Here is a 23,304-nt window from a genome sequence, read left to right as displayed (position 1 = left end):
CTACCAGGATTGCGTGCAGCCGACCAACGGTCGGCTCTACCAGGATTGCGTGCAGCCGACCAACGGTCGGCTCTACCAGCCCATGTGGTGGCCGCCGTTGATGTCCAGGTTCGACCCGGTGATCCACGAGGCTTCTTCGTTCACCAGGAAGGCGACCGCGTAGGCGATTTCCTCGGGCTTGCCGAGGCGGCCGGTGGGGATGTCGGCGATGATCTTGGCGCGCACTTCGTCGGGCACGGCCATCACCATGTCGGTGGCCACGTAGCCGGGGGAAATGGTGTTGACGGTGATGCCGAAGCCGGCGTTCTCGCGGGCCAGGGAGATGGTGAAGCCGTGCATGCCGGCCTTGGCCGCGGCGTAGTTGGCCTGGCCGTACTGGCCCTTCAGGCCGTTGATCGAGCTGATCTGGATCACCCGGCCCCAGCCGCGGCGGCGCATGCCTTCGATGACCGGGCGGGTGACGTTGAACACCGAGTTGAGGTTGGTGTTGATGACGTCGTGCCACTGGTCGGCGCGCATGCGGTGGAAGGTGGTGTCGCGGGTGATGCCGGCGTTGTTGACCAGGATTTCGATCGGGCCGAGTGCTGCTTCCACCGCGTGGACCATGGCCTCTGCGGTGCCCGGGTCGGCGACGTCGCCGGGGAAGATCGCCACGTCGCAGCCGCGCGCCAGCATCATCTCGCGCCAGGCCAGGGCTTTGGCCTGGTCACGGTAGTTGGTGGCGACCCGATGGCCCTGGTCGGCCAGGCGTTGGCAGATGGCAGTACCGATACCGCCGGTTCCGCCGGTGACCAGTGCGACGCGAGATGTCATGGGCTGCTACTCCGAAAGGCTGTGCCAACAAGGGGGAAGGGGATTCTGCAACATCGCCGCGGCAAATGGGGCGTCAGCCGGGCGTGGCGGGTGGGGCGATGTCATGGGCGGGCAGGCGGGCCGGATCGAAGCCGGCACGGGCGTTGTCCAGCAACGGCGTCACGCCGGCAGCGTCGCGCACCACGGCCGGGTCCTGGCCCAAGGCCGCCCAGGCCTGGCGCAGGGCCGGCAGCGGTTCGGCCGGGTCGAGCGGGCGGGCAGCGTCGGACTTGGACAGCTTGCGGCCGTGCGCGTCCAGCAGCAGGGGCAGGTGCAGGTAGGCCGGGGTCGGCAGGCCAAGCGCGCGCTGGAGCAGGATCTGGCGCGGGGTGGAGTCGAGCAGGTCGGCGCCGCGCACCACGTCGGTGATGCCCTGCTGCCCATCGTCCACGACCACGGCCAGCTGGTAGGCCCAGTAGCCATCGGCGCGCCGCAGCACGAAATCGCCGACGTCGGCGTGGACGTCCTGTTCCACCGGGCCGCGCAGGCCGTCGTGGAAGGCAATCCGGGTGCCGGGCGGTACCCGCAGGCGGATGGCCGGTTGCGCGCGCAGGCCGCGTGCCACGCAGTGATGGTGGATGCCGTGCTGGTCGGCCAGTTCGCTGCGGCTGCAGTGGCAGGCAAACGCGGTGCCTTCGTCGAGCAGGCGCTCCAGGGCGCGCTGGTAGAGGGCGTCGCGCTGACTCTGGCGCACGATCGGGCCGTCGCTGGCCAGGCCAAGCGCGGTCAGGCAGGCCAGTTGCTGGTCGATGGCACCGGGTACGGTGCGCGGGGGGTCGACGTCTTCCACGCGCACCCACCACTGCCCGCCGGCGTGGCGGGCGAGCAGCCAGCTGCCCAGTGCGGCCAGCAGCGAGCCGGGGTGCAGGGGGCCGGTGGGCGAGGGTGCGAAGCGGCCGAGGTAGGGGGTCATTGGCATGAACTATGAATCGTCGGTCAGTTTGCGACTTGAATTCAACCTGAAGTCCCCGCAGATTTGCAGTCATCCACCTCCCATGAGCGTCATTTCCCCATGTTCAGTCGCATTGCTCTCTTCCTTCTGACCAACCTTGCCGTGCTGGTCCTGGCGGGCATCGTGATGTCGGTGTTGGGCGTGAACCCCAACCAGATGAGCGGCCTGCTGGTGATGGCGGCCATCTTTGGCTTCGGTGGTTCCTTCATTTCACTGTTGCTGTCCAAGTGGATGGCCAAGCGTTCCACGGGCGCGGTGGTGATCACCGAGCCGCGCAATCCAACCGAGCGCTGGCTGCTGGCCACCGTCGAGCGGCAGGCCCGCGAGGCCGGCATCGGGATGCCGGAAGTGGCGGTGTACGACGGCCCGGAAATCAACGCGTTCGCAACCGGTGCCAACCGCAACAAGGCGCTGGTGGCGGTGTCCACGGGGCTGTTGCACAACATGAGCGAGGACGAGGCCGAGGCGGTGCTGGGCCACGAGATCGCGCACGTGGCCAACGGTGACATGATCACTATGGCGCTGCTGCAGGGCGTGTTGAATACGTTCGTGATCGTGCTGGCGCGCATCGTGGGCGGTTTCATCGACAGCGCGCTGTCGGGCAACCGCGAAGGCGGCGGTCGCGCCTTTGCGTACTACATCATCGTGTTCGTGCTGGAGATGGTGTTCGGTGTGTTCGCGACGATGATTTCGATGTGGTTCTCGCGCCACCGCGAGTTCCGCGCCGATGCCGGTGGTGCGCACCTGGCAGGCCGCCAGAAGATGATCGCGGCGCTGGAGCGGCTGAAGCTCAACCACGGCCAGAGCACGCTGCCGACGCAGATCGCGGCCTTCGGCATCGCCGGTTCGACGGCCCGCAAGCTGTTCATGAGCCACCCGCCGCTGGAAGAGCGCATCGCCGCCCTGAAGGCCAGCACCGCAGCCTGATGCGCGGTGCGCTGAAACCTCAGAACGCCCGGCTTCGGCCGGGCGTTTTTTGTTGGGTCGACGGGCACAGTTTATGTGCGTAAAACCGCTGGGCATGACCGCCCCTGGTGAGCGAAGCAGCAAGAGCGCCATGGGCATCGTCTGCTGCGGGCTGGCTGGCGCGGGTGGGGGTGCGGGACACGCTGCAAGTACGTCCATGTAAGCTCCGTCGCCGCATCCATGCGGCTCAGGGTCCCGCACCCCCACCCGCGCCAGCCCCTGACAGAGGGTCGGTGGTCTGGGCAACAGCGCGGCGCAAAGCGGACTTCCCCTGTAGCAGCTGCAAGGCCGTGCTGTGGGATTCCAGGCATTTGCTTCGTGTGGCCACCGACCCACCGTCCTGCCCAGCCCGAGGACGCGATGCGCATGGCGCTCTGCTGTTGTGCTCGCGGCGGCATTATCGGAGAAGCCAGGTTCCCGCAAACAACAGCGGCGCCCAAGGGCGCCGTTGTCGGAATAATCGGAATAATACGGGACGGTGGCTCATAGGCCGACGTCAAATACGGCGGTGCGCCGGCTCAGGGGGTGATGTCGCGGTAGCCGGTCTTGTCCAGCACCGCCACCTGCGTGCCGCTGTCTTCATCGATGAAGCGCAAGGGGCGGGCGGGGGCGTCGGTGCTGCCGGTCAGGACATACGCCACGCAGGACGCCATCAGCACGCGGTGGGAGAACGGGGTGTACGCCCAGGTCGGGCTCGTGGTGACATCGCCGCCGTCCTTGCCGGCCTTCTTCAGGCTCAGCGCGGCCGATGCCTGCAGGCTCGCGACCAGGTCGGCGCAGGTCGCCGCGACCTCCTCGGGCAGGACCACCGGCCCTTCCGTGGACGACGGGTCCATCACCACCGACGCGGTCGCGTCATATCCCCCCAGCAGAAAGGCCAGGGAAAGAATCGCGCGCTTGTACATGGGTCTTCCTTGAAGGGTGCGCCGCGGCGCAATCAAAAAGTGTAGCGCGCGTGGCGTTGCGTTGCGGCCTCCCGTCTACCCGGGCCGCGGTGGAAAGCCGGACGCACCGGCACAAAAAACGGCGCCCAAGGGCGCCGTTCTTCGGTTTCAGCGCGGTGGCCGATCAGAACTTGGCGTCGAACTCGGCTGCGTAGCCGGTGTTGACCAGCACCTTCTGCAGCACATCGGTGTTCTTCACGTTGCCAGCCACGATCTGCTGGGTCTCCGGGCCGCGGCTGTCCATGCGGGCCGGGGTGGCGCCCTTGTAGTCACAGACCCGGCCACCGGCCTCGCGCACCAGCAGCACGCCGGCGGCGATGTCCCAGGCCTTCAGGCCGGCCTCGAAGTAGGCGTCGGCGCGGCCGCAGGCCACGTAGGCCAGATCCAGCGCGGCCGAACCGGTGCGGCGCACGTCTTCGGCGTGCACCAGCAGCGCATCCACGGCCTTCAGCTGCGAACTGGCGCGCTGGCGCTCACGCGGGGCGAAACCGGTATGGATCATCGCGCCGCCCATGTCCTTGCGGTCGGCCACGCGGATGCGACGGTCGTTCAGCACCGCACCAGCGCCGCGGCTGGCAGTGAACAGCTCATTGCGGAGCGGATCGAAGATCACCGCATCGATCGGCTCGCCATTCTCGACCAGCGCGATGGACACACAGTAGTGCGGGAAGCCGCGCAGGTAGTTGCTGGTGCCGTCCAGCGGGTCGATCACCCACATGTACCGGTTCACACCCTGCACACCACCTTCTTCGCCCATGATCCCGTACTCGGGATAGGCGCGCTTGAGTTCCTTGACGATGACCTTTTCCGCATCTGCATCGACTTCACTGGCATAGTCCATGCGCCCCTTCTGCACGACGTTCAACGCCTCCAGCTTGTTGATGTTGCGCAACAGGACGTTGCCGGCGAGGCGGGCGGCCTTGACCATGACGGTGACGGCGGGTTTCTGCATGGCGAAAAGCTCCCGGAAAGGCAGAGTGGGGGGGTACTGGCGGGGGAAAAGAGCGGTCCCGGCGCAGAGGCCGGTCGCACAGTTTACCATCTGTGGCTGTCCTGCTCGCGTTTGGCCTGTTCATGTCCGTTGAAACCGCTCCTACCCGTATCCGATTCGTCCTGGTCGGCACCCAGCACCCCGGCAACATGGGCGCTGCGGCGCGCGCCATGAAGACCATGGGCCTGTCCCGGCTGGTCCTGGTGGCACCGGAAAAGCCGCTGGACGATGAAGCGTTCCGGCGCTCGGCCGGCGCCGAGGACGTGCTGGGCGATGCACCGGTCGTGGCCACCCTGGCCGAGGCCGTGGCCGACTGCACCCTGGTCCTGGGCTGCACCGCACGCGCCCGCCGGGTCCAGCTGGAGGAACTGCTGCCGGCCGTCGCTGCCCAGCGCGCCCTGGCCAAGGCCGCCGAACCGGCTGAAGTGGCCTTCGTGTTTGGCCGCGAGCGCACCGGCCTGACCAACGAGGAACTGCAGCTGTGCCACCTGGCCGTGCATATCCCGTCCAACCCCGACTTCAGTTCGTTGAACCTGGCCGCCGCCGTGCAGGTGCTGGCCTATGAAACGCGCATGGCCGTGCTCGGCGGCATCGACGGCGCCGCCCCGGCCGACCCCGAGTTCCGCGAGCAGCCGGCCAGCCATGCGCAGGTGGAAGGCATGTTCACCCAGCTCGGCCAGGCCCTGGACGACATCGACTTCCACAAGGGCCGCGCCCCGGAATCGGCCATGCGCAAACTGCGCCGCCTGTTCCTGCGCACCGGACTGAGCGAACAGGAAGTGCGCCTGTTGCGCGGCATCCTGTCCGACGCCCAGCGGATGGCACGGTTGGCCAACGCCAAGCCCGAATGAGCTGACGCAGTTCTCACTTTTTCGGGTAGGCTGTTCGGATTCCTTGGGGGGAGTGATGGGAGTGCCGGGTCTGCGATGGCTGCTGCAGGGAGGTCTGCTGTGTCTGGCTATCGTGCTGATGGCCGGACCTGCGTCAGCGGCACCGGACAACGTGCTGGTGCTGGGCCGGATCAGCGACAACCCCAAGTCACACTATGCGCAACTGCAACCCCTGCTCGATTACGTGGTTCCGCGCATGCGCGACGTCGGCATTACCGAAGGCCGCATCCTGATGGCACCCGACGCCCAGCAGATGGCCAGCTACCTGCGCCGTGGCCGGGTGGACTGGGTCACTGAAACCTCCGGCACCGCGGTGGCGCTGGGCCTGCGCAGTGGCGCCCAGCCCCTGCTGCTGACCGAGCGCAGCGGCGTGCGTGAGTACCACACCGTGTTCTTCGTGCGCCGGGACAGCACCATTGCGACGCTGGCCGACCTCAAGGGGCACACCCTGGCGTTGCAGAACGTCGCCTCCACCAGTGCCTACCTGGTGCCGGTGATGACCCTGTTGCAGCAGGGCCTGACCCCGGAGATCCTGCTGTCGGCGCGCGATGCGGCCGCCCCCGATACGGTGGGCTATGTGTTTGCACGCTCGGAGGGCAATATCGCCACCCTGGTGCACAAGGGTGTGGTGGACGCCGGGGCGGTCAGCAGTGTGGACTGGACCGACGGACATCGCATTCCGGCCACTTTCCTGCGTGATTTCCGTGTCATCCATCGTACCGAGCCGTACCCGCGCGCGGTGGAAATGGTGCGCGCCGGGCTGGATGAACGGGTGCGCGACCGGTTGCAGGCGGTGCTGCTGGAGGCGGCATCGGATCCCAAGGCGCAGGATGCGCTGCACACGTTTTTTGGTACCTCCGGGTTCCACCGGGTGGATGCGCAGATGCAGCACCGGTTGGATGAATTGAAACAAGGCTTGGCTCGCGTGCGGATGGAAGTGGAATGAGGCTGTTGGGTTCCGGAATGCAGGCACGGTTCGTGCTCGCGATGAGCGGTGCGATGCTGGTGGTGATCGCCATCGTCGCGGTGGTGCTTGGGCGCCAGGCGACGATGCAGGATGAGGTGCAGCACCTCAGTGGCAACGTCATCCATGACCTGTTCGACCGCAGCGTGCGCAGCCGCGGTGAAGCGCTGGCGCGCGAGCTGTCCGACGCGTTGGCCAACCCGCTGTACTACAACGACCTGGAGCAGGTGGGCGCGCTGGTGCGCAACACCTCGCGGCAGCAGGTGGTGCGCTACGTGCTGGTGTTCGACGAGGACGGCAAGCTGATCCACGACGGCTCGGCCGAGGTGATCGACTTCGGCCGGCCGATGAGCGACCCGCTGGCCTCCGGTGCCGTCGCCGCGCGGGCGCTGGTGGTGCAGCAGTCGCCCAAGGTGCTCGACAACGCGATGCCGATCATGATCGGCAACCAGCGCATCGGCGGGGTCCGGGTGGGCATGGCGCTGGATGACGTGCAGGCGATGGAGCAGCGCGCCAACCAGACCCTGGGCGAGCGCCTGCAGCAGGTGGGCAAGCGCCACCTCGGCTGGCTGTTGCTGATGCTCGGGCTGCTGGTCGGCATCGGCGCGGGCATGATCATCTACGTGCAGCGCACCCTGGTGGCCCCGATCCGCTGGCTGGCCGGGGCCGCGCGCCAGATCGAGGCGGGCGACTACCAGCTGACGCTGCATGAAAGCCCGCGCAAGGACGAGGTGGGCGAACTGGTGCGTGCGTTCGGCCGGATGAGCGAATCGATCGCCCGCCACGACCGCGAAGTGCGGCACATGGCCTACACCGATGCGCTGACCGGGCTGACCAACCGCCTGGCCTTCCGTGAGGCGCTGGACCACCGGCTGATGGCCGCGCGTGCCTCCAACCATCGGCTGGCGCTGCTGTTTGCCGACATGGATGACTTCAAGCGCGTCAACGACACCCTGGGCCATGAGGCCGGCGATGAAGCGCTGCTGCAGTTCGCCCAGCGCATCAGCACCGCCGTGGCGCAGGCCGGGGGCGACGAGGCCCTGCTGGCCCGCTTTGGCGGCGATGAATTCGTGATCCTGCTCGGTGACGGCGATGTGGCCGCGCATGCCCGCCAACTGGCCGAGATCCTGGTCCGCGAGCTGGGCAAGCCGCTGTTCGTGCAGGGCCGGGAACTGTTCCTGGGCACCTCCATCGGCGTGACCCTTTTCCCCGATGATGCGGCCGATGCGACCACGCTGTTGAAGAATGGCGACATCGCGATGTACCAGGCCAAGGTGGCCGGCAAGAACTGCTACCGCTATTACAGCCGGGCCATGGACCACGCAGTGGAGCGCCGCGTGCATATGGAGCAGGAGCTGCGCGGTGCCTGGGAGCGCGGCGAACTGCGCCTGGTCTACCAACCGATCTTCCGCACCCGCGACCGGCGCATGGTCGGGGTGGAAGTGCTGCTGCGCTGGCAACACCCCACGCTGGGCACGATCCCGCCGTCGGTGTTCATCGAAGTGGCCGAGCAGAGTGGCCTGATCGAGGTGATCGGCCCGAAGGTGCTGCGCGCGGCCTGCATGGAAGCGGTGCAGTGGCCGCACGGCGTGGACGGGGACGGCCTGTTCGTCTCGGTCAACGTATCGCCGCGCCAGCTGCGTGGCGGCGAGCTGCCCAACCTGGTGGCCGACTGCCTGCGCGACACCGGCCTGCCGGCCTCGCGCCTGCACCTGGAGCTGACCGAAACGGCGGTGATCGGCGATGAAATGCTGGCCGCTGCCCTGCTGGACAAGCTGCACCGGACCGGGGTGAAGGTGTGGCTGGATGACTTCGGCACGGGCTTCTCCGGCCTGAGCCACCTGCGCCAGGTGCCGGTGGACGGGGTCAAGATTGACAAGAGCTTCGTGGCCGACATGCAGCGCGACCCGGACGATCTGGCCCTGACTACGGCGATCATCGCCATGGCCCATGCCTTGGGGATCACCGTGGTGGCCGAAGGTATCGAGCAGGAAGTGCAGTTCGACCTGCTCTGCCAGCGCGGCTGCGACCTGGGCCAGGGCTACTGGCTGAGCCACCCGGTCAGCGCCACCGACGTGGTGGAATTGATCGAGTCCGGGGTGTAGGGCGCAAGCCCCGTAGCGCCGGGCTCTGCCCGGCTGGATTTACATTGGCGGATCAGCCGGGCAGAGCCCGGCTCTACGTGCGTTGGCGGTTCAGCCGGGCAGAGCCCGGCGCTACGCGCTGTCGCCGACGCCGGTAGGTGGCCACCGTTGGTGGTCGCAGCGCATCCCCGCCGGTAGGCGACCACCCTTGGTGGTCGCTAGCCTCACACCGGGCGCTTGCTGCCGTCGCCGGAAATCTCGCGGACCAGCTTGGGCACCAGGTAGCCCGACAGCCGCGTCGTCAGCTGCGCGTGCAATGCCTTGGCCGTCTCGTCACTGACCTCGAAGTGGGCCACGCCTTCCACCCGGTCCACCTGGTACAGGTAATAAGGCAGCACGCCGGCGGCGAAGCTGCGCTCGCTCAGGTCCTGCAGGGCCTGCAGCGAGTCGTTGACCCCGCGCAGCAGTACCGCCTGGTTGAGCAGGGTGGCGCCGGCGCCGCGCAGGCGGGCCATCGCCGCATCCACGGTGGCATCGAATTCGTTGGCATGGTTGGCATGGATCACGAACGCCAACGGCCAGGGCAGGCTGGCCATCCATTGCACCAGGTCCTCGTCCACGCGCTCGGGCAGCACCACGGGCAGGCGGCTGTGGATGCGCAGGCGGCGCAGATGCGGGATCTGGCGGAGCGCATCGGTCAGCTCGACCAGCTTGTGGGTGGCCAGGGACAGTGGGTCGCCGCCGGACAGGATCACCTCGTCGATGTCCGGGTCCTGGGCGATGGCGTCCACCGCCTCGCGCCAGCCTTCCTTGGCCGCGTTCTCGGTACCGTAGTCGAAGTGGCGGCGGAAGCAGTAGCGGCAGTTGATCGCGCAGCTGCCGGTGGTGACCAGCAGGGCGCGGCCGCGGTACTTCTGGATGACCCCGGTGGCCTTCTTGGCCAGCCCATCGCCGACCGCATCCAGGCTGAAGCCGGGCACCACCTGCATTTCATCAGTGATCGGCAGCACCTGGCGCAGCAACGGGTCGTGGCGGTCGCCGTGGCGCATGCGGGCGATGAAGCCCTGCGGCACGCGCACCGCGAACTGGCGGGCGGCCTCGGCCGAGACGGGCAGGGCATCCGGGTCCAGGCCCAGCTGCTGCAGCAGCACCCGCGGGTCGCGTACCGCCTGGCGCCACAGCTGTTGCCAGCGCACGGGGGTGGGCAGGGGCGTGGCGGAAAGCTGCATGGAATGGGGGCCTGCGGTTATCATGTCGGTCAGAAAAACGAGTCACCCCACCGGTGCCGGTGGGTTTTCCATTCTATCCGGCTCGCCGCGCCTGCGCGGCGTTTGCCCATTCAGGAGTTTCAGCATGGCCACTGTGGGCATGAACGATGTCAAGAACGGGATGAAGATCCTGGTCAACAATGAACCGGCGGTCATCACCGAGACCGAATACGTCAAGCCGGGCAAGGGCCAGGCCTTCACCCGCATGAAGTACCGCTTCATCAAGTCCGGTCGCGTGGTCGAAATGACCATGAAGGCCACCGATGACGTGGAAAAGGCCGACGTCGTCGACACCAACATGGACTTCATGTACAGCGACGGCGAGTACTGGCACTTCATGGACCCGGAATCCTTCGAGCAGGTCCAGGCCGTCAAGTCCGGCATGGGCGGCGCCGAGAAGTGGCTGAAGGGCGAAGAGTCCTGCATCGTCACCCTGTGGAACGGCGAGCCGATCTTCGTCCAGCCGCCGAACTTCGTCGAGCTGAAGATCACCGAAACCGACCCGGGCGTCCGTGGCGACACCTCCGGCGGCGGCGGCAAGCCGGCCACCCTGGAAACCGGCGCCGTGGTCCGCGTGCCGCTGTTCGTCAACCAGGATGAAATCATCAAGGTCGACACCCGCTCGGGCGAATACTCCGCACGCGCAGGCAAGTAATCCGGCGAAGCCGGATTACCGTAGAGCCGACCGTTGGTCGGCTGCTGTTGTCGGCCAAGGCCGGATGACGGTAGAGCCGACCGTTGGTCGGCTGCCGATGTCACGCGCAGCCGACCAACGGTCGGCTCTACGTCAAAAGCGTCCCGTTCCAGAGCGTCCCGGTCGCCCACACCCTCGGGTCGTCCGCCCAGACAAGTGAGCCCGCATGACCGACACCGCACGCATTCCCGAAACCTGTGACCTGCTGATCGAAGCCGGCTACGTGGTCCCGATCGAACCGCATGCGGTGGTGCTGGAAGACCATGCCGTGGCTGTACGCGGCAGCGAGATCATCGCGATCCTGCCGCGCGCCGAAGCGCGAGAGCGCTTTGCCCCCAAGCAGACCGTATCCCGCCCCGACGCGGCCCTGATGCCGGGCCTGGTCAACGCACACACCCATAACCCGATGACCCTGCTGCGGGGCGTCGCCGACGACCTGCCGCTGATGGTCTGGCTGCAGCAGCACATCTGGCCGGTGGAAGCGGCGGTGATCGGCCCGGAATTCGTGGCCGACGGCACCACCCTGGCGATCGCCGAGATGCTGCGCGGCGGTACCACCTGCGCCAACGAAAACTACTTCTTCTCCGACGTCCAGGCCGCCGTCTACAAGCAGCACGGCTTCCGTGCCCTGGTTGGCGCGGTGATCATCGATTTCCCGACCGCCTGGGCCAAGACCGACGACGAATACTTCGCCAAGGCGGGCGAGCTGCACGACCAGTGGCGCAACGACCCGCTGATCGGCACCTCGTTCGCGCCGCACGCGCCGTACACCGTCAACGACGCCAATTTCGAACGCGTGCGCATGCTGTCCGACCAGCTGGACATGCAGGTGCACCTGCACACGCATGAAACCGCGCAGGAAATCACCGATTCGATCAAGCTGCACGGCCAGCGCCCGCTGGCGCGGCTGGACCGCCTGGGTCTGGTCAACGACCGCCTGATCGCGGTGCACATGACCCAGCTGACCGAAGCGGAAATCCACCTGTGCGCCGAGCGCGGCGTGAGCGTGGTGCATTGCCCCGAATCCAACCTCAAGCTGGCCTCCGGTTTCTGCCCGGCGTGCGCGCTGCAGCGTGCTGGCGTGAACCTGGCCATCGGTACCGACGGCTGCGCCAGCAACAACGACCTGGACATGTTCAGCGAGAACCGCACCGCGGCGATCCTGGCCAAGGCCGTGGCCAACGATGCCACCGCGCTGGACGCGGCCACCACGCTGCGCGCGGCCACCCTGGGCGGCGCGCGCGCGCTGGGCTTTGGCGACCGCATCGGCTCGATCGAAGTGGGCAAGCAGGCCGACCTGGTCTGCGTGGACCTGTCCGCGCTTGAAACCCAGCCGCTGCACCATGTGCTCTCGCAGCTTGTCTACGCCGCCGGCCGCCACCAGGTCAGCGATGTCTGGATCGCCGGCCAGCCCAAGCTGGTGCAGCGCGAACTGGTCGGCATGGACACCGCGGCGATCGTCGCCAACGCGCGCCAGTGGCGCGAGCGCATCCGACACATCCGTGCTTGATGCACCAAGGATCCCCATGAACACCCCCCACGCTTCCACCAATTTCGACCAGGCCGAACTGGACAAGTTCGCCGCCCTCGCCAACCGCTGGTGGGACGTCGACGGCCCGCAGAAGCCGCTGCATGCACTGAACCCGGTCCGCCTGCAGTACGTCGCCCAGCGCGTGCCGCTGCGCGGCGCCCGCGTGCTGGATATCGGCTGCGGTGGTGGCCTGCTCAGCGAAGCACTGGCCAAGGAGGGCGCTGACGTCACCGCGATCGACCTGGCCCCGGAACTGGTCAAGGTGGCGCGCCTGCACAGCCTGGAGTCGGGCGTGACGGTGGACTACCGCGTGCAGGCCGCCGAGGACCTGGCCGCCGAACAGCCGGGCAGCTTCGACGTGGTCACCTGCATGGAAATGCTGGAGCACGTGCCGGACCCGGGCGCGATCATTGCCGCCTGCCACCGCCTGCTCAAGCCGGGCGGCCAGCTGTTCCTGTCCACGGTCAACCGTACCCCGGCCGCCTTCGCGGTGGCCATCGTCGGTGCCGAGTACGTGGCGCGGCTACTGCCCAAGGGCACGCACCACTACCAGGACTTCATCAAGCCGGCCGAGCTGGGCAAGTGGCTGCGCGAGGCCGACCTGAGCCTGCGCGACGTCAGCGGCATGGCCTACGAGCCGTGGCGCAACCGCGCGCGGCTGAGCACCCGCACCGACATCAACTATCTGGCCCATGCGGTCAAGCCGGACGATGCCGCCGGTGTCTGAGTCCGGTTTTCCGCACGCGGTTCTGTTCGACCTGGACGGCACGCTGCTGGACAGCGCGCCGGACATGCTGGCCACCGCCAACGCGATGCTGGCCGCACGCGACCGCGCCCCGATCCGCCTGGACGCCTTGCGTCCGGTGGTGTCCAAAGGGTCGCGCGCGATGGTGTCGGTGGCGTTTCCCGAGCTTGGCCAGGTCGAGCGCGACGCGCTGGTGCCCGAGTTCCTGCAGCGTTATGAAGCGCTGATCGGCCAGCACGCGGTGCTGTTCGACGGCGTGGCCGGCATGCTCGATGCACTGGATGCCGCGGGCTGCGCCTGGGGCATCGTCACCAACAAGCCCGAGTACCTGGCGCGTCTGATCGTGCCGCAGCTGGGCTGGGACGCGCGCTGCAAGGTACTGATCGGTGGCGACACCCTGGCCCAGCGCAAGCCGCACCCGCTGCCGCTGCTGGTCGCGGCCGAGCGCATGAACATCGCGCCGGGTACCTGCATCTACGTGGGCGATGACGAACGCGACATCGTGGCCGCCAACGCGGCGGGCATGGCCTCGGTCGCTGCCCTCTGGGGCTACCGGCTGGACGCCGACGACCCGCTGGCCTGGGGTGCCGAACGCATGATCGAGCACCCCGCGCAGCTGCAGCGCGCCGACGCCTGGCCGCCCGCACGCGGCTGACCCGTAGCGATCTGGTAGGTACCCACCGTTGGTGGGTACACACCACAACCCAGGCACGCACCGGCGTTGAGCCGCTGCGCACCCCCGGTAGGTATCCACCGTTGGTGGGCACCGCCCCTTTGCAAGGATTTCCCCCGTGACAACTTCCAGCGCCCTCGACAGTTTCCTGGACAAGTGGCGCACCCGCTGGCCGGAATGGTCGGTGGCCGAACCGTTCGTCCCCGAGGCGCAGCGCACCCTGGTGGTGGCGTGGTTCACGCTGCTGCAGGAGTTCGACGACATTCTCAATACCAGTGGCGACCCGATGCCGGCCGATGCCAAGCTGGCGTGGTGGGGCGAGGAGCTGCGCAGCTGGGCCGGGCAGCGCTCGCGCCACCCGCTGGGCCGCCTGCTGGAGCCGGTGCGTGCGCCGTGGACCGCATTGGCCGATGCGCTGCCGGACCTGATCGAAGCCCGTGCGGCCGCACTGGAGCCGGCGCAGGCATTCAAGGCGTTGCAGCCGTATGCGGCCGCGGTGGCCGCGGTGGAAGCGGTGATGTTCGATACGCCCGCGCGCGGTGATGTGGCCACCCCGGTGTTGGTGCAGACCCTGGCCCAGCGGCTGAATGCAGCCGGTGTGGCGGCCGTGCCGCGTTCGCTGCTGGCCGCCGGCGAAGGCGATGCCGCGCAGCGCTGGGCACAGCAGCTGCTGGCACGGTGGCCGGCCCGCGTGTCGGGCCCGCGCGCACGGCGCATGTACGCCTCGCTGGCGCGCACGCGGCTGCAGGCCAGTGCCCAGGGTCGCGAACTGAAGGTCACGCCGATGCGCACGCTGCTGCGCACGTGGTGGGCCGGCCGGGGCTGATCGGGCGCCACGCCGCTGCAACACCCGTAGCGCCGGGCTCTGCCCGGCTGCTCTTCGCGCGATGCATGGATGGTGGGGGAGCCGGCCAGCGGCCGGCACTACCGGTTGCGGGCGTGCATCGACCAACGGTCGATGCCTACCGGTTACGGGCCATCGTTGCGGCGTGCGGGGCGGACCGATCACGCCGGGTAGGTGCCGACCGTTGGTCGGCACGGCGGATCGCAGCACCCGTAGCGCCGGGCTCTGCCCGGCTGCTCTTCGCGCGATGGATGGATGGCGGGGAGCCGGCCAGCGGCCGGCACTACCATGCATCGACCAACGGTCGATGCCTACCGGTTATTTGCTGCGGTCGAGCACCAGCAGTGGGTCGATGCGGGTGTCGAACCAGTTCATGCCCCAGTGCAGGTGCGGGCCGGTGGCACGGCCGGTGGCCCCAACCGCGGCAATCACCTGGCCCTGCTCGACGCGATCGCCCACCTTCACGTCGATGCGCGACAGGTGCAGGAAGTTCGAGCTGATGCCGAAGCCGTGGTCCAGCAGCAAGGTGCCGCCGGTGAGGTACAGGTCCGGGCCGGCGAAGGTCACCACGCCGGCCGCGGGGGCCTTGACCGGTGTGCCGGTGGGCACGGCGATGTCCATGCCCGAATGGCCTGCGCCGGGCTGGCCGTTGTACACCCGGGCATTGCCAAAGCGTCCGCTGATGCGCCCCTGCACCGGCCAGATGAAGGGCTTGGCGAAGTCGGCACGGTCGTCGTCGCGCGCACGCGCCGCCGTCACCTGGGCCTGCTCGCGCTTGATCCGTTCGGCAATCGCCGGGGGCGGGTTGACTGTCTTGGGCGGCACGCCGTTGACGCGTTCGGTCGGCCAGTCGCGCGGGGTCACCGCGATGCTCACCGTGTCACTGCCGCCGTCGGGGCGCTGCACCTGGAGCTGCAGCGGTCCCTTCTCATCGCGGCCGATGCCGAACACCACGCTGCCATAGCCGCTCACCCGCAACGTGCGGCCGGCGTACTGCACCACGCTGCCCGCCGGCACCTTGCCGATCACCATGGCGCCCTGCGACGCGCTGGCCGGAAACACCACGCGCGTGTCGGCCTGTGCCTGGGCCGGCGCAGGCAGCAGGGCGGCCACGCCCGCGCCACCCGCCGCCAGCAGGGCCAGGCCCAGCATCGATGCCCGCATCAGCGGTCGAAGCTCATGCGCTGGCCGTTCGGCGCGCCCACCAGCTTCTCGCCGTCCCACGCCAGCTCGCCGTTGACCCAGGTCGAGGCGATGCGCGAACGGAAGGTCATGCCCTCGAACGGCGACCAGCCGCACTTGGACAGCACGTCCTCACGCTTCACCGTGAACGGCACGTCCTCCACCAGCACCAGGTCGGCGAAATAGCCTTCGCGCAGGTAGCCGCGCTGGCTCACGTCGAACAGCTGCGCCGGCGCATGGGCGAACTTCTGCACCACCTGGGTGATCTCCAGCTTGCCTTCGTGCACCAGCTCCAGCGCGGCCACCAGTGCGTACTGCACCAGTGGCAGGCCCGACGGCGCCTGCGGGTAGGGCTTCTGCTTTTCTTCCCAGGTGTGCGGGGCGTGGTCGGTGGCCAGCACGTCGATCACGTCCTCGGCCACGGCGCGGGTCAGCGCTTCGCGGTCGCTGGCTTCCTTGATCGCCGGGTTGCACTTGATCAGGTTGCCCAGCCGCGCGTAATCGCTGCGGTCAAAGCGCAGGAAATGGATGCAGGTTTCGGCGGTGATCTGCTTGCGGCTGCCATCGGCGCGGATCAGCGGGCCGCGTTCGAACAGCTTGAGCTCGTCGGCGGTGGAGATGTGCAGCACGTGCAGGCGGGTGCCATGCTTTTTGGCCAGCGACACGGCCAGCTCGGAGGACTTCAGGCAGGCCTCGCGCGAGCGGATGTCCGGGTGCTGCTCGGCGCTCAGCGCATCGCCGTACTTCTCGGCGTACTCCTTGGCCTTGGCGTCGATCATCGGGGTGTCTTCGCAATGCGTGATGATCGGCGTCGGCGCGTCGCGGAAGATGGCGTCGAGGGTTTCCGGGTTGTCCACCAGCATGTTGCCGGTGGAGGCGCCCATGAACACCTTGATGCCCGGCGCGGTCTTGGGGTCCAGCGACTGGATGTGGGCCAGGTTGTCGTTGCTGGCGCCCATGTAGAAGCCGTAGTTGGCGCGCGCGCGACCGGCGGCGGCGTCGTATTTGGCCTGCAGGATCTCGGCGTTGAGCGTGGGCGGGTTGGTGTTGGGCATGTCCATGAAGCTGGTCAGCCCGCCGGCCACGGCCGCGGCCGACTCGGTGGCGATGTCGCCCTTGTGGGTCAGGCCCGGTTCGCGGAAATGGACCTGGTCGTCGATCATGCCCGGCAGCAGCCAGCGGCCGGCGGCATCGACTACGGTCTCACCCGGGCGGGCCTCCAGGCCGGCACCGATCTGCGCGATGCGGCCGTTTTCGATGCGCAGGTCGCCCTGGTGGATGGTGCCTTCGTTGACCAGGCGGGCGTTGACGATGAGCGTGGAGGACATTTCAGTGTTTTCCTGTGCAGCGGCAGGCAGCGTCGTGCGCGGCGCGCGGGGGCACCTCGTCGATGCCACCGGGATGGAAGGGATGGCAGCGGCCCAGGCGGCGCGCGGCGAGCCAGCTGCCGCGCGCGGGCCCATGCGTGGCGATGGCTTGCATGGCGTATTCAGAACAGCTGGGCATGAAGCGGCAGCGCGGCCCCAACAGCGGGCTGATGAAGTGCTTGTAGAAGCGCAGCAGGGCAATGAGCAGGCGTGAGATCACCTGCCAATCTTAAGGCAGTTGGCATGAAGGGCGCATTTGTCGCAGGATGGGGCGTTGGTCCCCTCCGCGCCCACGCGCGTGGCGGGCCGCCCCGGCCGTTGGCCGGGCCAGGTACCGATCGGCGCAGGTCGGTCCGCCCACCGGGCGGAACGGCCGCACGCCTTGCGACTCCGGGGCTGAACGGAGTAGGCGGTGTGGTTGCTGCTGCTGGTCGGGTAGGCTATAAAGGCCCGCTTTCCCGGGCCCCGGGGAATCCAAGGAAGAGCGTTTCGTGGCTGCTAAAAAAACTGCAAAGAAGGCCGTCAAGGCCGCCAAGAAAACCGCCAAGCCTGTTGTTAAGAAGTTGGCGGCCAAGTCCGTTGCCAAGAAACCGGCTGCCAAGCCGGCTGGCAAGCCCGCATCCAAACAACCGGCGGCCAGGACGGCACCCGTAAAGAAAGCTGTCGCCAAGACCCCGGCCAAGGCGGTGAAGAAAACCGTCGCCAAGAAGCCGGTGGTGAGCAAGGCGCCGGTGAAGAAGGCCGCGCCGGCCAAGAAGGTCGTGGCCAAGAAGGCCGCGGCAGTCAAGCCGGTCGCCAAGGCGCCGGTGAAGAAAGCCGCACCGGCCAAGACCGCCGCGAAAAAATCCGTGAAGCCGGCAGCTGTCAAGCCGGCCTCCACGCCAGCACCGGTGAAGAAGGCGGCGGTCAAACAGCCGCCAGCCAAGCCGGTGAAGGCAAGTAAAACCGCCAGCAAGCCCGTGGCAACCAAGCCGGCCGCCAAGCCGGTTGCAGCACCCGTAGTGAAGTCCGCACCGAAGCCGGCATCGCCGGCGCCGGCCAAGTCTGTCCCGGCCAAGAGCGCGGCCAAACCTGCTACCCCTCCGGCGTCCGCGCCGGCGCCGGCAGCAGCCGCCCCCGCCTCCAAGGCCCCGCAAAACAAGAATCCCGTGCCCGTTTCGAAATCGCCTGCAAAAACCCCCGCCAAGTCCGAGTCCGCCCCCAAGCCCGTGTCGCGTCCGGTCGGCAAGGTCGCCGTTGCCGTGGCAGCGCGCTCGTCCGCCCCGGCACCGCGCACCAAGGTCAAGGTGGTGGAATACAAGACTGACGAAGCCACCGGTCGTCCGATCCTGCCCGACGGCTACAAGCCGAGTGCGGAAGAGGAATACATGAGCCCGCTGCAGCTGGAGTATTTCCGCCAGCGTCTGCAGCACTGGCGCAATGATCTGGTGGAGGAATCCAAGCAGACCATCGCCAACCTGCAGGAAGAAGTGCGTGACATCGGCGATGAAGCCGAACGCGCCACCCGCGAGACCGAGAACTCGCTGGAACTGCGTACCCGCGATCGTTACCGCAAGCTGATCGGCAAGATCAACAGCACGCTGAAGCGTCTGGAAGATGGTGACTACGGCTACTGCGTGGACACCGGCGAAGAGATCGGCCTGGATCGTCTGGAAGCGCGTCTCACCGCTGAGCGCACGATCGACGCCCAGGAACGTTGGGAGCACCTGCAGAAGCAGCAGGGCGACTGATTTTCTGGTGGTTGATGGATAGTGAAAAGCCCGGCTTCGGCCGGGCTTTTTTGTGGTTCGGTGGCGAGGCGCGCGGCGCCTGATTGCCATCTCGCGGGCGCTGGCGGGTCACCCTCGGCAGGACACGCCAGATCCCCTCCATGGTGCTCGTCTGGCGCCATCCATGGCGCCAACGGTCCTGCCGAGGGTGACCCGCCAGCGCCTTGACGGTGCGTCGCATGTGCGGGTCGGAACCCATCACGGGTCGCACCGGGGTAGAGCCGACCGTTGGTCGGCTGCCGTCGCCACGGGGGTGCGACAACGCCGTACCGACCAACGGTCGGTACCTACTGCAGATCCCGCAGGTTCAACCGGCGCAGCGTCGGGTTCTTCCAGGCGGTGATGCCGGCCACGCTGAGCACGGCGAAACCGCCCAAGACCACGGCCGGGGCCAGACCCAACAGCTTGGCCATGGTGCCCGCATAGAACGCGCCCAGTTCGTTGGACGAACTGATGAAGATGCCGTTGATGGACGACACGCGGCCGCGCATCTCCTCCGGCGTGGCCAGCTGCAGGATGGTCGAGCGGACCACCACCGACACGCCGTCGAACGCCCCGTAGAACAACAGGATCAGCGCCGACAGCCAGAAGCTGTGCGACAGCCCGAAGCCGATCACGCACAGGCCGAAGCCGGCCACCGCGAACAGCAGTACGCGGCCGGCATTGCGCTGCAGCGGCCGGCGGGCCAGCCACAGGCCCACGCAGACCGACCCGAGCGCGGGGGCCGCGCGCAGGATGCCCAGGCCTTCCGGGCCGTGGTGCAGGATTTCATGCAGGAACGCCGGCAGCATCGCCACCACACCGCCGAGCAGCACCGAAAACATGTCCAGTGCCATCGCCCCGACCATGATCCGGTTGCCGAGCACGAAGCGACCGCCCTCGGCGATGCTCTTGAAGATCGGCGCGGCCGGGCCGGTGTGCACCGGTTCGGAGACGCGCAGCACGGCCAGGCAGCCGACCGCGATCAACGCCACCGCCACCGCCACGCCATAGGCCACCCCCTTGCCGCCCCAGGCCACCAGCAGGCCGCCCAGCGCCGGGCCGGCCACCATGCCGGCCTGGAACACCACCGCGCCCAGGCCCGCACCACGCGCGTACTGCTGGCGCTCGAGCACGCGGGCGAACAGGGCGTTGTAGATCGGCGACAGGAACGCACGGACCATGCCGGTCATGGCGATGGCCGCATAGATCGGCCACACCCCGTGGAACGGCAGCCAGCCCTGGGCTACGGCGGTGAGCACCACGGCGGTCAGCACCAGGCCGCTGGCGGCAACCATGCCCAGCCGGCGGCGGGGCAGGTGGTCGACCAGATAGCCGGCGAACGGGGCCACGCAGAAGAACGGCAGCACCTCGGCCAGCCCCACCAGGCCCAGCGAGAACGGATTGCGGGTTACTTCGTAGATGTGCCAGCCCACCGTGACCGCCACGATCTGGTAGGACAGCATCGCGCAGATGCGGTAGGCCAGCAGCAGCGAGAAGCCGGGACGGGCCAGCAGGGTCAGCGCGCTTTCGGCGGGCTCGGCAGGGGCGTCGGTACTCACGACTGGGCGTGCTGCGACTGCGCGGTCTCGCGGATGAAGGCCAGCATTGCCGCAACGCCGTTGCTGCGGGTGGGCGACAGATGGCGGGACAGGCCGATGTCCTGGATGTAGGTCGGTTCGGTGGCCAGGATCTCGGCGGCCGAACGGCCCGAATACACCCGCAGGGCGAGGTAGATCAGCCCGGAGACGATCGCCGAGTCGCTGATGGCGTGGAAGCGCAGCTGCTGCGCGTTGCCCTCGGGCACGATCCATACCATCGACTGGCAGCCGAGCAGGCGGTGCTCTTCGGTCTTCCACGCGTCGGGGAAGGTGGGCAGCTTGCGGCCAAGATCGATCAGGTACTGGTAGCGCTCGGACCAGTCGCTGAAGAAGGCGAATTCATCGGCGATGGCCGCCTGTGCCTCGGCAGCGGTGGGTTCAAGCGGGAACGGGGAAGCGGTCATGGGGGACTCCGGGCCGGTAGCTGCCTTCCGTGGTCAGGCCGTGGTGGTTCGGGGGGAACACCCGGCCGTCCGTGGCCGGATCTGTGTCGCGGTAGCGCCCGGCGGTCGGCCGGGCGGGGCATCAACGCTTGCGTACCCAGCGCACGCCCTGGGCGGTGTCTTCCAGCGCGATGCCTTCGGCGGCCAGCTGGTCGCGGATGGCGTCGGCGCGGGCGAAGTCGCGGCCCTGCTTGGCGGCGGTGCGGGCATCGATCAAGCCCTGGATGCGCGCATCGTCATCGGTGTCGCCCGGTGCGTTGCCAAACCAGGTGGCCGGATCCTGCTGCAGCAGGCCCAGTGCCAGGCCGGCCCCGAGCAGCGCGGTCTTCCAGCGGGCCTGGTCGGCCGGCACGGCCTTGCGGGCTTCGCCAGCGATGCGGGCCAGTTCGGCCAAGGCCTGCGGCGTGTTGAGGTCGTCGTCCAGGGCCGCGTCCATCTCCGCGGGGATGACCGCAGTGGCCTCGACGGCGGCCAGGTCGCGCAGGGTGCCGTACAGCCGGTCCAGCGTGCGCGCGGACTGTTCGATCAGCGCGTCGGACCAGTCCAGCGGCTGCCGGTAGTGCGCCGACAGCAGCGCATAGCGCAGCGCCTCGGGCGCATGCTTGCGCACCAGGTCGTGCACGCGCTCGATGTTGCCGATCGACTTGCTCATCTTGGCACCGCCAAAGTTGAGCATGCCGTTGTGCAGCCAGAACCGGGCGAAGGTCTGGCCGCCGTGGGCGCACTCGCTCTGCGCGATCTCGTTCTCGTGGTGCGGGAACTGCAGGTCCACGCCACCGGCATGGATATCGATGGTCGGGCCCAGGTGCGCGGCCGCCATCGCCGAGCATTCGATGTGCCAGCCCGGACGACCCCGGCCCCACGGCGATTCCCAGCCGGGCAGGTCGTCGCTGGAGGGCTTCCACAGGACGAAATCGCCCGGGTCGCGCTTGTACGGGGCCACGTCCACGCGTGCACCGGCCAGCATTTCGTCCGGGTCGCGGCGCGACAACTTGCCATACCCGGCATAGGAACCGACCGAAAACAGCACGTGGCCTTCGGCGGCGTAGGCGTGGCCGGCCGTGATCAGCTGCTCGATCATGGTGACGATCTGCGGAATGTGCGCAGTGGCTTCCGGCTCGATGTCCGGCGGCACCACGCCCAGCGCGGCCATGTCCTCCCGGTAGGCCGCGGCAAAGCGGTCGGTGATCGTCGAGATCGGCACGCCCTGTTCACGCGCGGCGGTGTTGATCTTGTCGTCCACGTCGGTGATGTTGCGGGCGTAGCGCAGGCCACCGAAGCGGCGCCGCAGCAGGTCGGCCAGCACCCCGAAGACCACCGGGCCGCGGGCGTTGCCGATGTGGACATAGTTGTAGACCGTGGGGCCGCACACATACAGGGTCGGACAGGTCGGATCGAGCGGGGTGAACGGTTCGAGCTGGCGTGTCAGGTTGTTGTGCAGGCGCAGGGTCATGGGGGCGGTGGTGGGGGCAAAAGGGGGCAAGCCCGCGATTTTAGATCACATCGGCGCCCAGCGCCGGGGCCGCGCGGCAACCGGCCCGGGGCAGGGGGGCTATGGGCAGAATCATCGCGGAAGGGTAATGTTCAGCCCCTTGTGCCTGGCACTGCCTAAACTATCCACCTTGTCCACTTCCCTGTTGCCAATGAAATCCGCTTCGTTGTTGACCCTGACCTGCCTGCTTGGCGGCGCTGCCTCCGTGGCCTGCGCCCAGGACGGCGAGGTCCGGAACCGGGTGGTGATCGTGGAGAACGTGAAGTTCGACTACGCCCAGGTGCTCAACGTCGAACCGGTGTTCCAGACGCTGCGCGCGACCCGCACCGAAGAACATTGCGAGCCGGTCTCCACGCGCACGCTGGCTCCGGTCAACGTCACCGGGGAAGAGCCGCAGGAAGACAAGGGCCGGTTCGGCCGTTTCATGGACTCGGTGCGCTCGATCTTCCGCCGCGAAGACGGCACCGAGGAAGAGATGCCGGTGGCCGAAGCGCCCGCACCGGCGGCCAACAACGGCCCGCTGTTGACCCGGGAATGCCGGATCATCCCGGTCGGCCGCGAGTTCCGCAGGCCGATCGCCTACGACGTGGATTACGTCTACAAGGGCACCAAGTACCGCTCGCGCTTGCCCGAAGATCCGGGCAACCGGCTCAAGATCCGCGTCTCGATCACCCCGTGGATCGGCGCCGAACAGGGCAGCGCGGCCAACCCCTGAGGCCATTTACCGGCCCTGTGAAGGGTGTCCCACCCCGTGAGGGGCGTACCCGGCCACGGCCGGTGGCGCACAATTGACATTCAGGCCTTGCACCCACCCGGGGTGCATGCAAAGATGGGCGGCCATGAAACTCACCGACTTCCAGCACGACACCAGCGCCGCCCGTATGGCTACGGGCATGACGTCGCGTGCCCGCCGACCGGAACCCCACATTTTCGCTGGGTAACCGGAGCTTCGTGCTGTCTGTTCGGAAAACCCAGCCCCCGCGCTGGGTTTTTTCGTTTCTACGATCTGAAAAGTTTCATCTGTATACGTTTTGTTGAGCCCTGAACGCGCCCCGGCGCCCCCAACCTCCGCC

The 23,304-nt window shown here is 68.0% G+C and carries 22 protein-coding genes; 11 read left to right on the top strand and 11 right to left on the bottom strand.

Features of this window, described 5'->3' with window-relative positions; translation table 11 throughout:
• Window positions 1-72: 72 nt before the first annotated feature.
• Both phbB and gluQRS read right to left on the bottom strand, forming a co-directional pair.
• Window positions 73-813, bottom strand: a complete 741-nt coding sequence (gene phbB / locus ACZ0AE_RS13245; RefSeq protein ID WP_447594782.1) for an acetoacetyl-CoA reductase — start codon at window positions 811-813, stop codon at window positions 73-75.
• Between the two features lie 73 nt (window positions 814-886).
• Window positions 887-1,771: a tRNA glutamyl-Q(34) synthetase GluQRS gene (gene gluQRS, locus ACZ0AE_RS13240; protein WP_463601340.1), complete on the bottom strand. Its 885-nt coding sequence runs from the start codon at window positions 1,769-1,771 to the stop codon at window positions 887-889.
• 93 nt (window positions 1,772-1,864) lie between these two features.
• On the opposite strand from gluQRS, the gene htpX reads away from it, so the two are divergent.
• Window positions 1,865-2,731, top strand: a complete 867-nt coding sequence (gene htpX / locus ACZ0AE_RS13235) for a protease HtpX (RefSeq protein WP_463601339.1) — start codon at window positions 1,865-1,867, stop codon at window positions 2,729-2,731.
• Between the two features lie 557 nt (window positions 2,732-3,288).
• On the opposite strand, the gene ACZ0AE_RS13230 is transcribed toward htpX, so the two are convergent.
• A complete protein-coding gene (locus ACZ0AE_RS13230; protein WP_447594776.1) occupies window positions 3,289-3,675 on the bottom strand; it encodes a hypothetical protein in 387 nt (128 codons plus the stop codon).
• 163 nt (window positions 3,676-3,838) lie between these two features.
• Window positions 3,839-4,666, bottom strand: coding sequence for an inositol monophosphatase family protein (locus ACZ0AE_RS13225; RefSeq protein ID WP_038687391.1), 828 nt, complete (start codon window positions 4,664-4,666; stop codon window positions 3,839-3,841).
• A 122-nt stretch (window positions 4,667-4,788) separates the two neighbouring features.
• Here ACZ0AE_RS13225 and ACZ0AE_RS13220 point away from each other — a divergent pair, with 122 nt between their 5' ends.
• From ACZ0AE_RS13220 to ACZ0AE_RS13210, 3 genes are all read left to right on the top strand, one after another.
• Complete coding sequence (locus ACZ0AE_RS13220) at window positions 4,789-5,556, top strand: RNA methyltransferase (protein WP_038691999.1); 768 nt, start codon at window positions 4,789-4,791, stop codon at window positions 5,554-5,556.
• Window positions 5,557-5,617: 61 nt separating this feature from the next.
• Entirely contained in the window at window positions 5,618-6,541 is a 924-nt protein-coding gene (locus tag ACZ0AE_RS13215) for a phosphate/phosphite/phosphonate ABC transporter substrate-binding protein (RefSeq protein ID WP_463601338.1), read from the top strand.
• On the top strand, window positions 6,538-8,664 hold the full coding sequence (locus ACZ0AE_RS13210) for a putative bifunctional diguanylate cyclase/phosphodiesterase (protein WP_448134059.1): 2,127 nt from the start codon (window positions 6,538-6,540) through the stop codon (window positions 8,662-8,664). Before ACZ0AE_RS13215 ends, ACZ0AE_RS13210 begins: the two co-directional genes overlap by 4 nt.
• A 203-nt stretch (window positions 8,665-8,867) precedes the next feature.
• Here the strand turns inward: ACZ0AE_RS13210 and epmB are convergent, their stop codons facing one another.
• Entirely contained in the window at window positions 8,868-9,896 is a 1,029-nt protein-coding gene (gene epmB, locus ACZ0AE_RS13205; protein WP_463601337.1) for an EF-P beta-lysylation protein EpmB, read from the bottom strand.
• A 100-nt stretch (window positions 9,897-9,996) separates the two neighbouring features.
• On the opposite strand from epmB, the gene efp reads away from it, so the two are divergent.
• The 5 genes from efp (at window position 9,997) to ACZ0AE_RS13180 (ending at window position 14,380) form a co-directional block, all read left to right on the top strand.
• Complete coding sequence (efp, locus tag ACZ0AE_RS13200) at window positions 9,997-10,566, top strand: elongation factor P (protein ID WP_038687396.1); 570 nt, start codon at window positions 9,997-9,999, stop codon at window positions 10,564-10,566.
• Between the two features lie 205 nt (window positions 10,567-10,771).
• Window positions 10,772-12,115 (top strand): TRZ/ATZ family hydrolase, encoded by a 1,344-nt coding sequence (locus ACZ0AE_RS13195; RefSeq protein WP_038687400.1) that lies wholly within the window; start codon window positions 10,772-10,774, stop codon window positions 12,113-12,115.
• Between the two features lie 16 nt (window positions 12,116-12,131).
• Window positions 12,132-12,863 carry a bifunctional 2-polyprenyl-6-hydroxyphenol methylase/3-demethylubiquinol 3-O-methyltransferase UbiG gene (ubiG, locus tag ACZ0AE_RS13190; protein ID WP_038687402.1) on the top strand — a complete coding sequence of 244 codons (732 nt, stop codon included), beginning with the start codon at window positions 12,132-12,134 and terminating at the stop codon, window positions 12,861-12,863.
• Window positions 12,847-13,536 (top strand): phosphoglycolate phosphatase, encoded by a 690-nt coding sequence (locus tag ACZ0AE_RS13185; RefSeq protein ID WP_447594764.1) that lies wholly within the window; start codon window positions 12,847-12,849, stop codon window positions 13,534-13,536. Before ubiG ends, ACZ0AE_RS13185 begins: the two co-directional genes overlap by 17 nt.
• 136 nt (window positions 13,537-13,672) lie before the next feature.
• Entirely contained in the window at window positions 13,673-14,380 is a 708-nt protein-coding gene (locus ACZ0AE_RS13180) for a squalene/phytoene synthase family protein (protein WP_038687406.1), read from the top strand.
• 336 nt (window positions 14,381-14,716) lie between these two features.
• Here the strand turns inward: ACZ0AE_RS13180 and ACZ0AE_RS13175 are convergent, their stop codons facing one another.
• Genes ACZ0AE_RS13175 through yidD form a run of 3 tightly spaced genes read right to left on the bottom strand, consistent with a single transcriptional unit; the run spans window position 14,717 to window position 17,167 of the window.
• Window positions 14,717-15,562, bottom strand: a complete 846-nt coding sequence (locus ACZ0AE_RS13175; RefSeq protein WP_448134055.1) for a M23 family metallopeptidase — start codon at window positions 15,560-15,562, stop codon at window positions 14,717-14,719.
• Window positions 15,562-16,908, bottom strand: coding sequence for a dihydroorotase (locus ACZ0AE_RS13170; protein ID WP_137189955.1), 1,347 nt, complete (start codon window positions 16,906-16,908; stop codon window positions 15,562-15,564). Before ACZ0AE_RS13170 ends, ACZ0AE_RS13175 begins: the two co-directional genes overlap by 1 nt.
• A gap of 1 nt (window position 16,909) precedes the next feature.
• Window positions 16,910-17,167: a membrane protein insertion efficiency factor YidD gene (gene yidD / locus ACZ0AE_RS13165; RefSeq protein WP_463601336.1), complete on the bottom strand. Its 258-nt coding sequence runs from the start codon at window positions 17,165-17,167 to the stop codon at window positions 16,910-16,912.
• A 271-nt stretch (window positions 17,168-17,438) separates the two neighbouring features.
• Between yidD and dksA the strand changes: the two genes are divergently transcribed.
• Complete coding sequence (gene dksA / locus ACZ0AE_RS13160; protein WP_463601335.1) at window positions 17,439-18,677, top strand: RNA polymerase-binding protein DksA; 1,239 nt, start codon at window positions 17,439-17,441, stop codon at window positions 18,675-18,677.
• 326 nt (window positions 18,678-19,003) lie between these two features.
• On the opposite strand, the gene ACZ0AE_RS13155 is transcribed toward dksA, so the two are convergent.
• The 3 genes from ACZ0AE_RS13155 to cysS form a co-directional block, all read right to left on the bottom strand.
• Window positions 19,004-20,257, bottom strand: coding sequence for an MFS transporter (locus ACZ0AE_RS13155; RefSeq protein WP_038687413.1), 1,254 nt, complete (start codon window positions 20,255-20,257; stop codon window positions 19,004-19,006).
• The gene (locus ACZ0AE_RS13150) at window positions 20,254-20,700 is read right to left on the bottom strand and encodes a SufE family protein (protein WP_448134054.1); all 447 of its coding nucleotides are present in this window, start codon (window positions 20,698-20,700) and stop codon (window positions 20,254-20,256) included. Before ACZ0AE_RS13150 ends, ACZ0AE_RS13155 begins: the two co-directional genes overlap by 4 nt.
• Window positions 20,701-20,821: 121 nt before the next feature.
• Complete coding sequence (gene cysS / locus ACZ0AE_RS13145; RefSeq protein WP_463601334.1) at window positions 20,822-22,192, bottom strand: cysteine--tRNA ligase; 1,371 nt, start codon at window positions 22,190-22,192, stop codon at window positions 20,822-20,824.
• A 190-nt stretch (window positions 22,193-22,382) separates the two neighbouring features.
• Between cysS and ACZ0AE_RS13140 the strand changes: the two genes are divergently transcribed.
• Window positions 22,383-22,946 carry a hypothetical protein gene (locus ACZ0AE_RS13140; RefSeq protein WP_038687418.1) on the top strand — a complete coding sequence of 188 codons (564 nt, stop codon included), beginning with the start codon at window positions 22,383-22,385 and terminating at the stop codon, window positions 22,944-22,946.
• Window positions 22,947-23,304: the final 358 nt, after the last annotated feature.

This window comes from Stenotrophomonas sp. AC248, from assembly GCF_979258185.1.
This window is presented reverse-complemented; position numbering and strand designations above follow the sequence as displayed.

Excerpts from the sequence above, each read along its gene's own strand:
- phbB (WP_447594782.1), bottom strand. The coding sequence starts at position 813 with ATGACATCTCGCGTCGCACTGGTCACCGGCGGAACCGGCGGTATCGGT.
- gluQRS (WP_463601340.1), bottom strand. The coding sequence starts at position 1,771 with ATGCCAATGACCCCCTACCTCGGCCGCTTCGCACCCTCGCCCACCGGC.
- htpX (WP_463601339.1), top strand. The coding sequence starts at position 1,865 with ATGTTCAGTCGCATTGCTCTCTTCCTTCTGACCAACCTTGCCGTGCTG.
- ACZ0AE_RS13230 (WP_447594776.1), bottom strand. The coding sequence starts at position 3,675 with ATGTACAAGCGCGCGATTCTTTCCCTGGCCTTTCTGCTGGGGGGATAT.
- ACZ0AE_RS13225 (WP_038687391.1), bottom strand. The coding sequence starts at position 4,666 with ATGCAGAAACCCGCCGTCACCGTCATGGTCAAGGCCGCCCGCCTCGCC.
- ACZ0AE_RS13220 (WP_038691999.1), top strand. The coding sequence starts at position 4,789 with ATGTCCGTTGAAACCGCTCCTACCCGTATCCGATTCGTCCTGGTCGGC.
- ACZ0AE_RS13210 (WP_448134059.1), top strand. The coding sequence starts at position 6,538 with ATGAGGCTGTTGGGTTCCGGAATGCAGGCACGGTTCGTGCTCGCGATG.
- epmB (WP_463601337.1), bottom strand. The coding sequence starts at position 9,896 with ATGATAACCGCAGGCCCCCATTCCATGCAGCTTTCCGCCACGCCCCTG.
- efp (WP_038687396.1), top strand. The coding sequence starts at position 9,997 with ATGGCCACTGTGGGCATGAACGATGTCAAGAACGGGATGAAGATCCTG.
- ACZ0AE_RS13195 (WP_038687400.1), top strand. The coding sequence starts at position 10,772 with ATGACCGACACCGCACGCATTCCCGAAACCTGTGACCTGCTGATCGAA.
- ubiG (WP_038687402.1), top strand. The coding sequence starts at position 12,132 with ATGAACACCCCCCACGCTTCCACCAATTTCGACCAGGCCGAACTGGAC.
- ACZ0AE_RS13185 (WP_447594764.1), top strand. The coding sequence starts at position 12,847 with ATGCCGCCGGTGTCTGAGTCCGGTTTTCCGCACGCGGTTCTGTTCGAC.
- ACZ0AE_RS13175 (WP_448134055.1), bottom strand. The coding sequence starts at position 15,562 with ATGCGGGCATCGATGCTGGGCCTGGCCCTGCTGGCGGCGGGTGGCGCG.
- ACZ0AE_RS13170 (WP_137189955.1), bottom strand. The coding sequence starts at position 16,908 with ATGTCCTCCACGCTCATCGTCAACGCCCGCCTGGTCAACGAAGGCACC.
- ACZ0AE_RS13150 (WP_448134054.1), bottom strand. The coding sequence starts at position 20,700 with ATGACCGCTTCCCCGTTCCCGCTTGAACCCACCGCTGCCGAGGCACAG.
- cysS (WP_463601334.1), bottom strand. The coding sequence starts at position 22,192 with ATGACCCTGCGCCTGCACAACAACCTGACACGCCAGCTCGAACCGTTC.
- ACZ0AE_RS13140 (WP_038687418.1), top strand. The coding sequence starts at position 22,383 with ATGAAATCCGCTTCGTTGTTGACCCTGACCTGCCTGCTTGGCGGCGCT.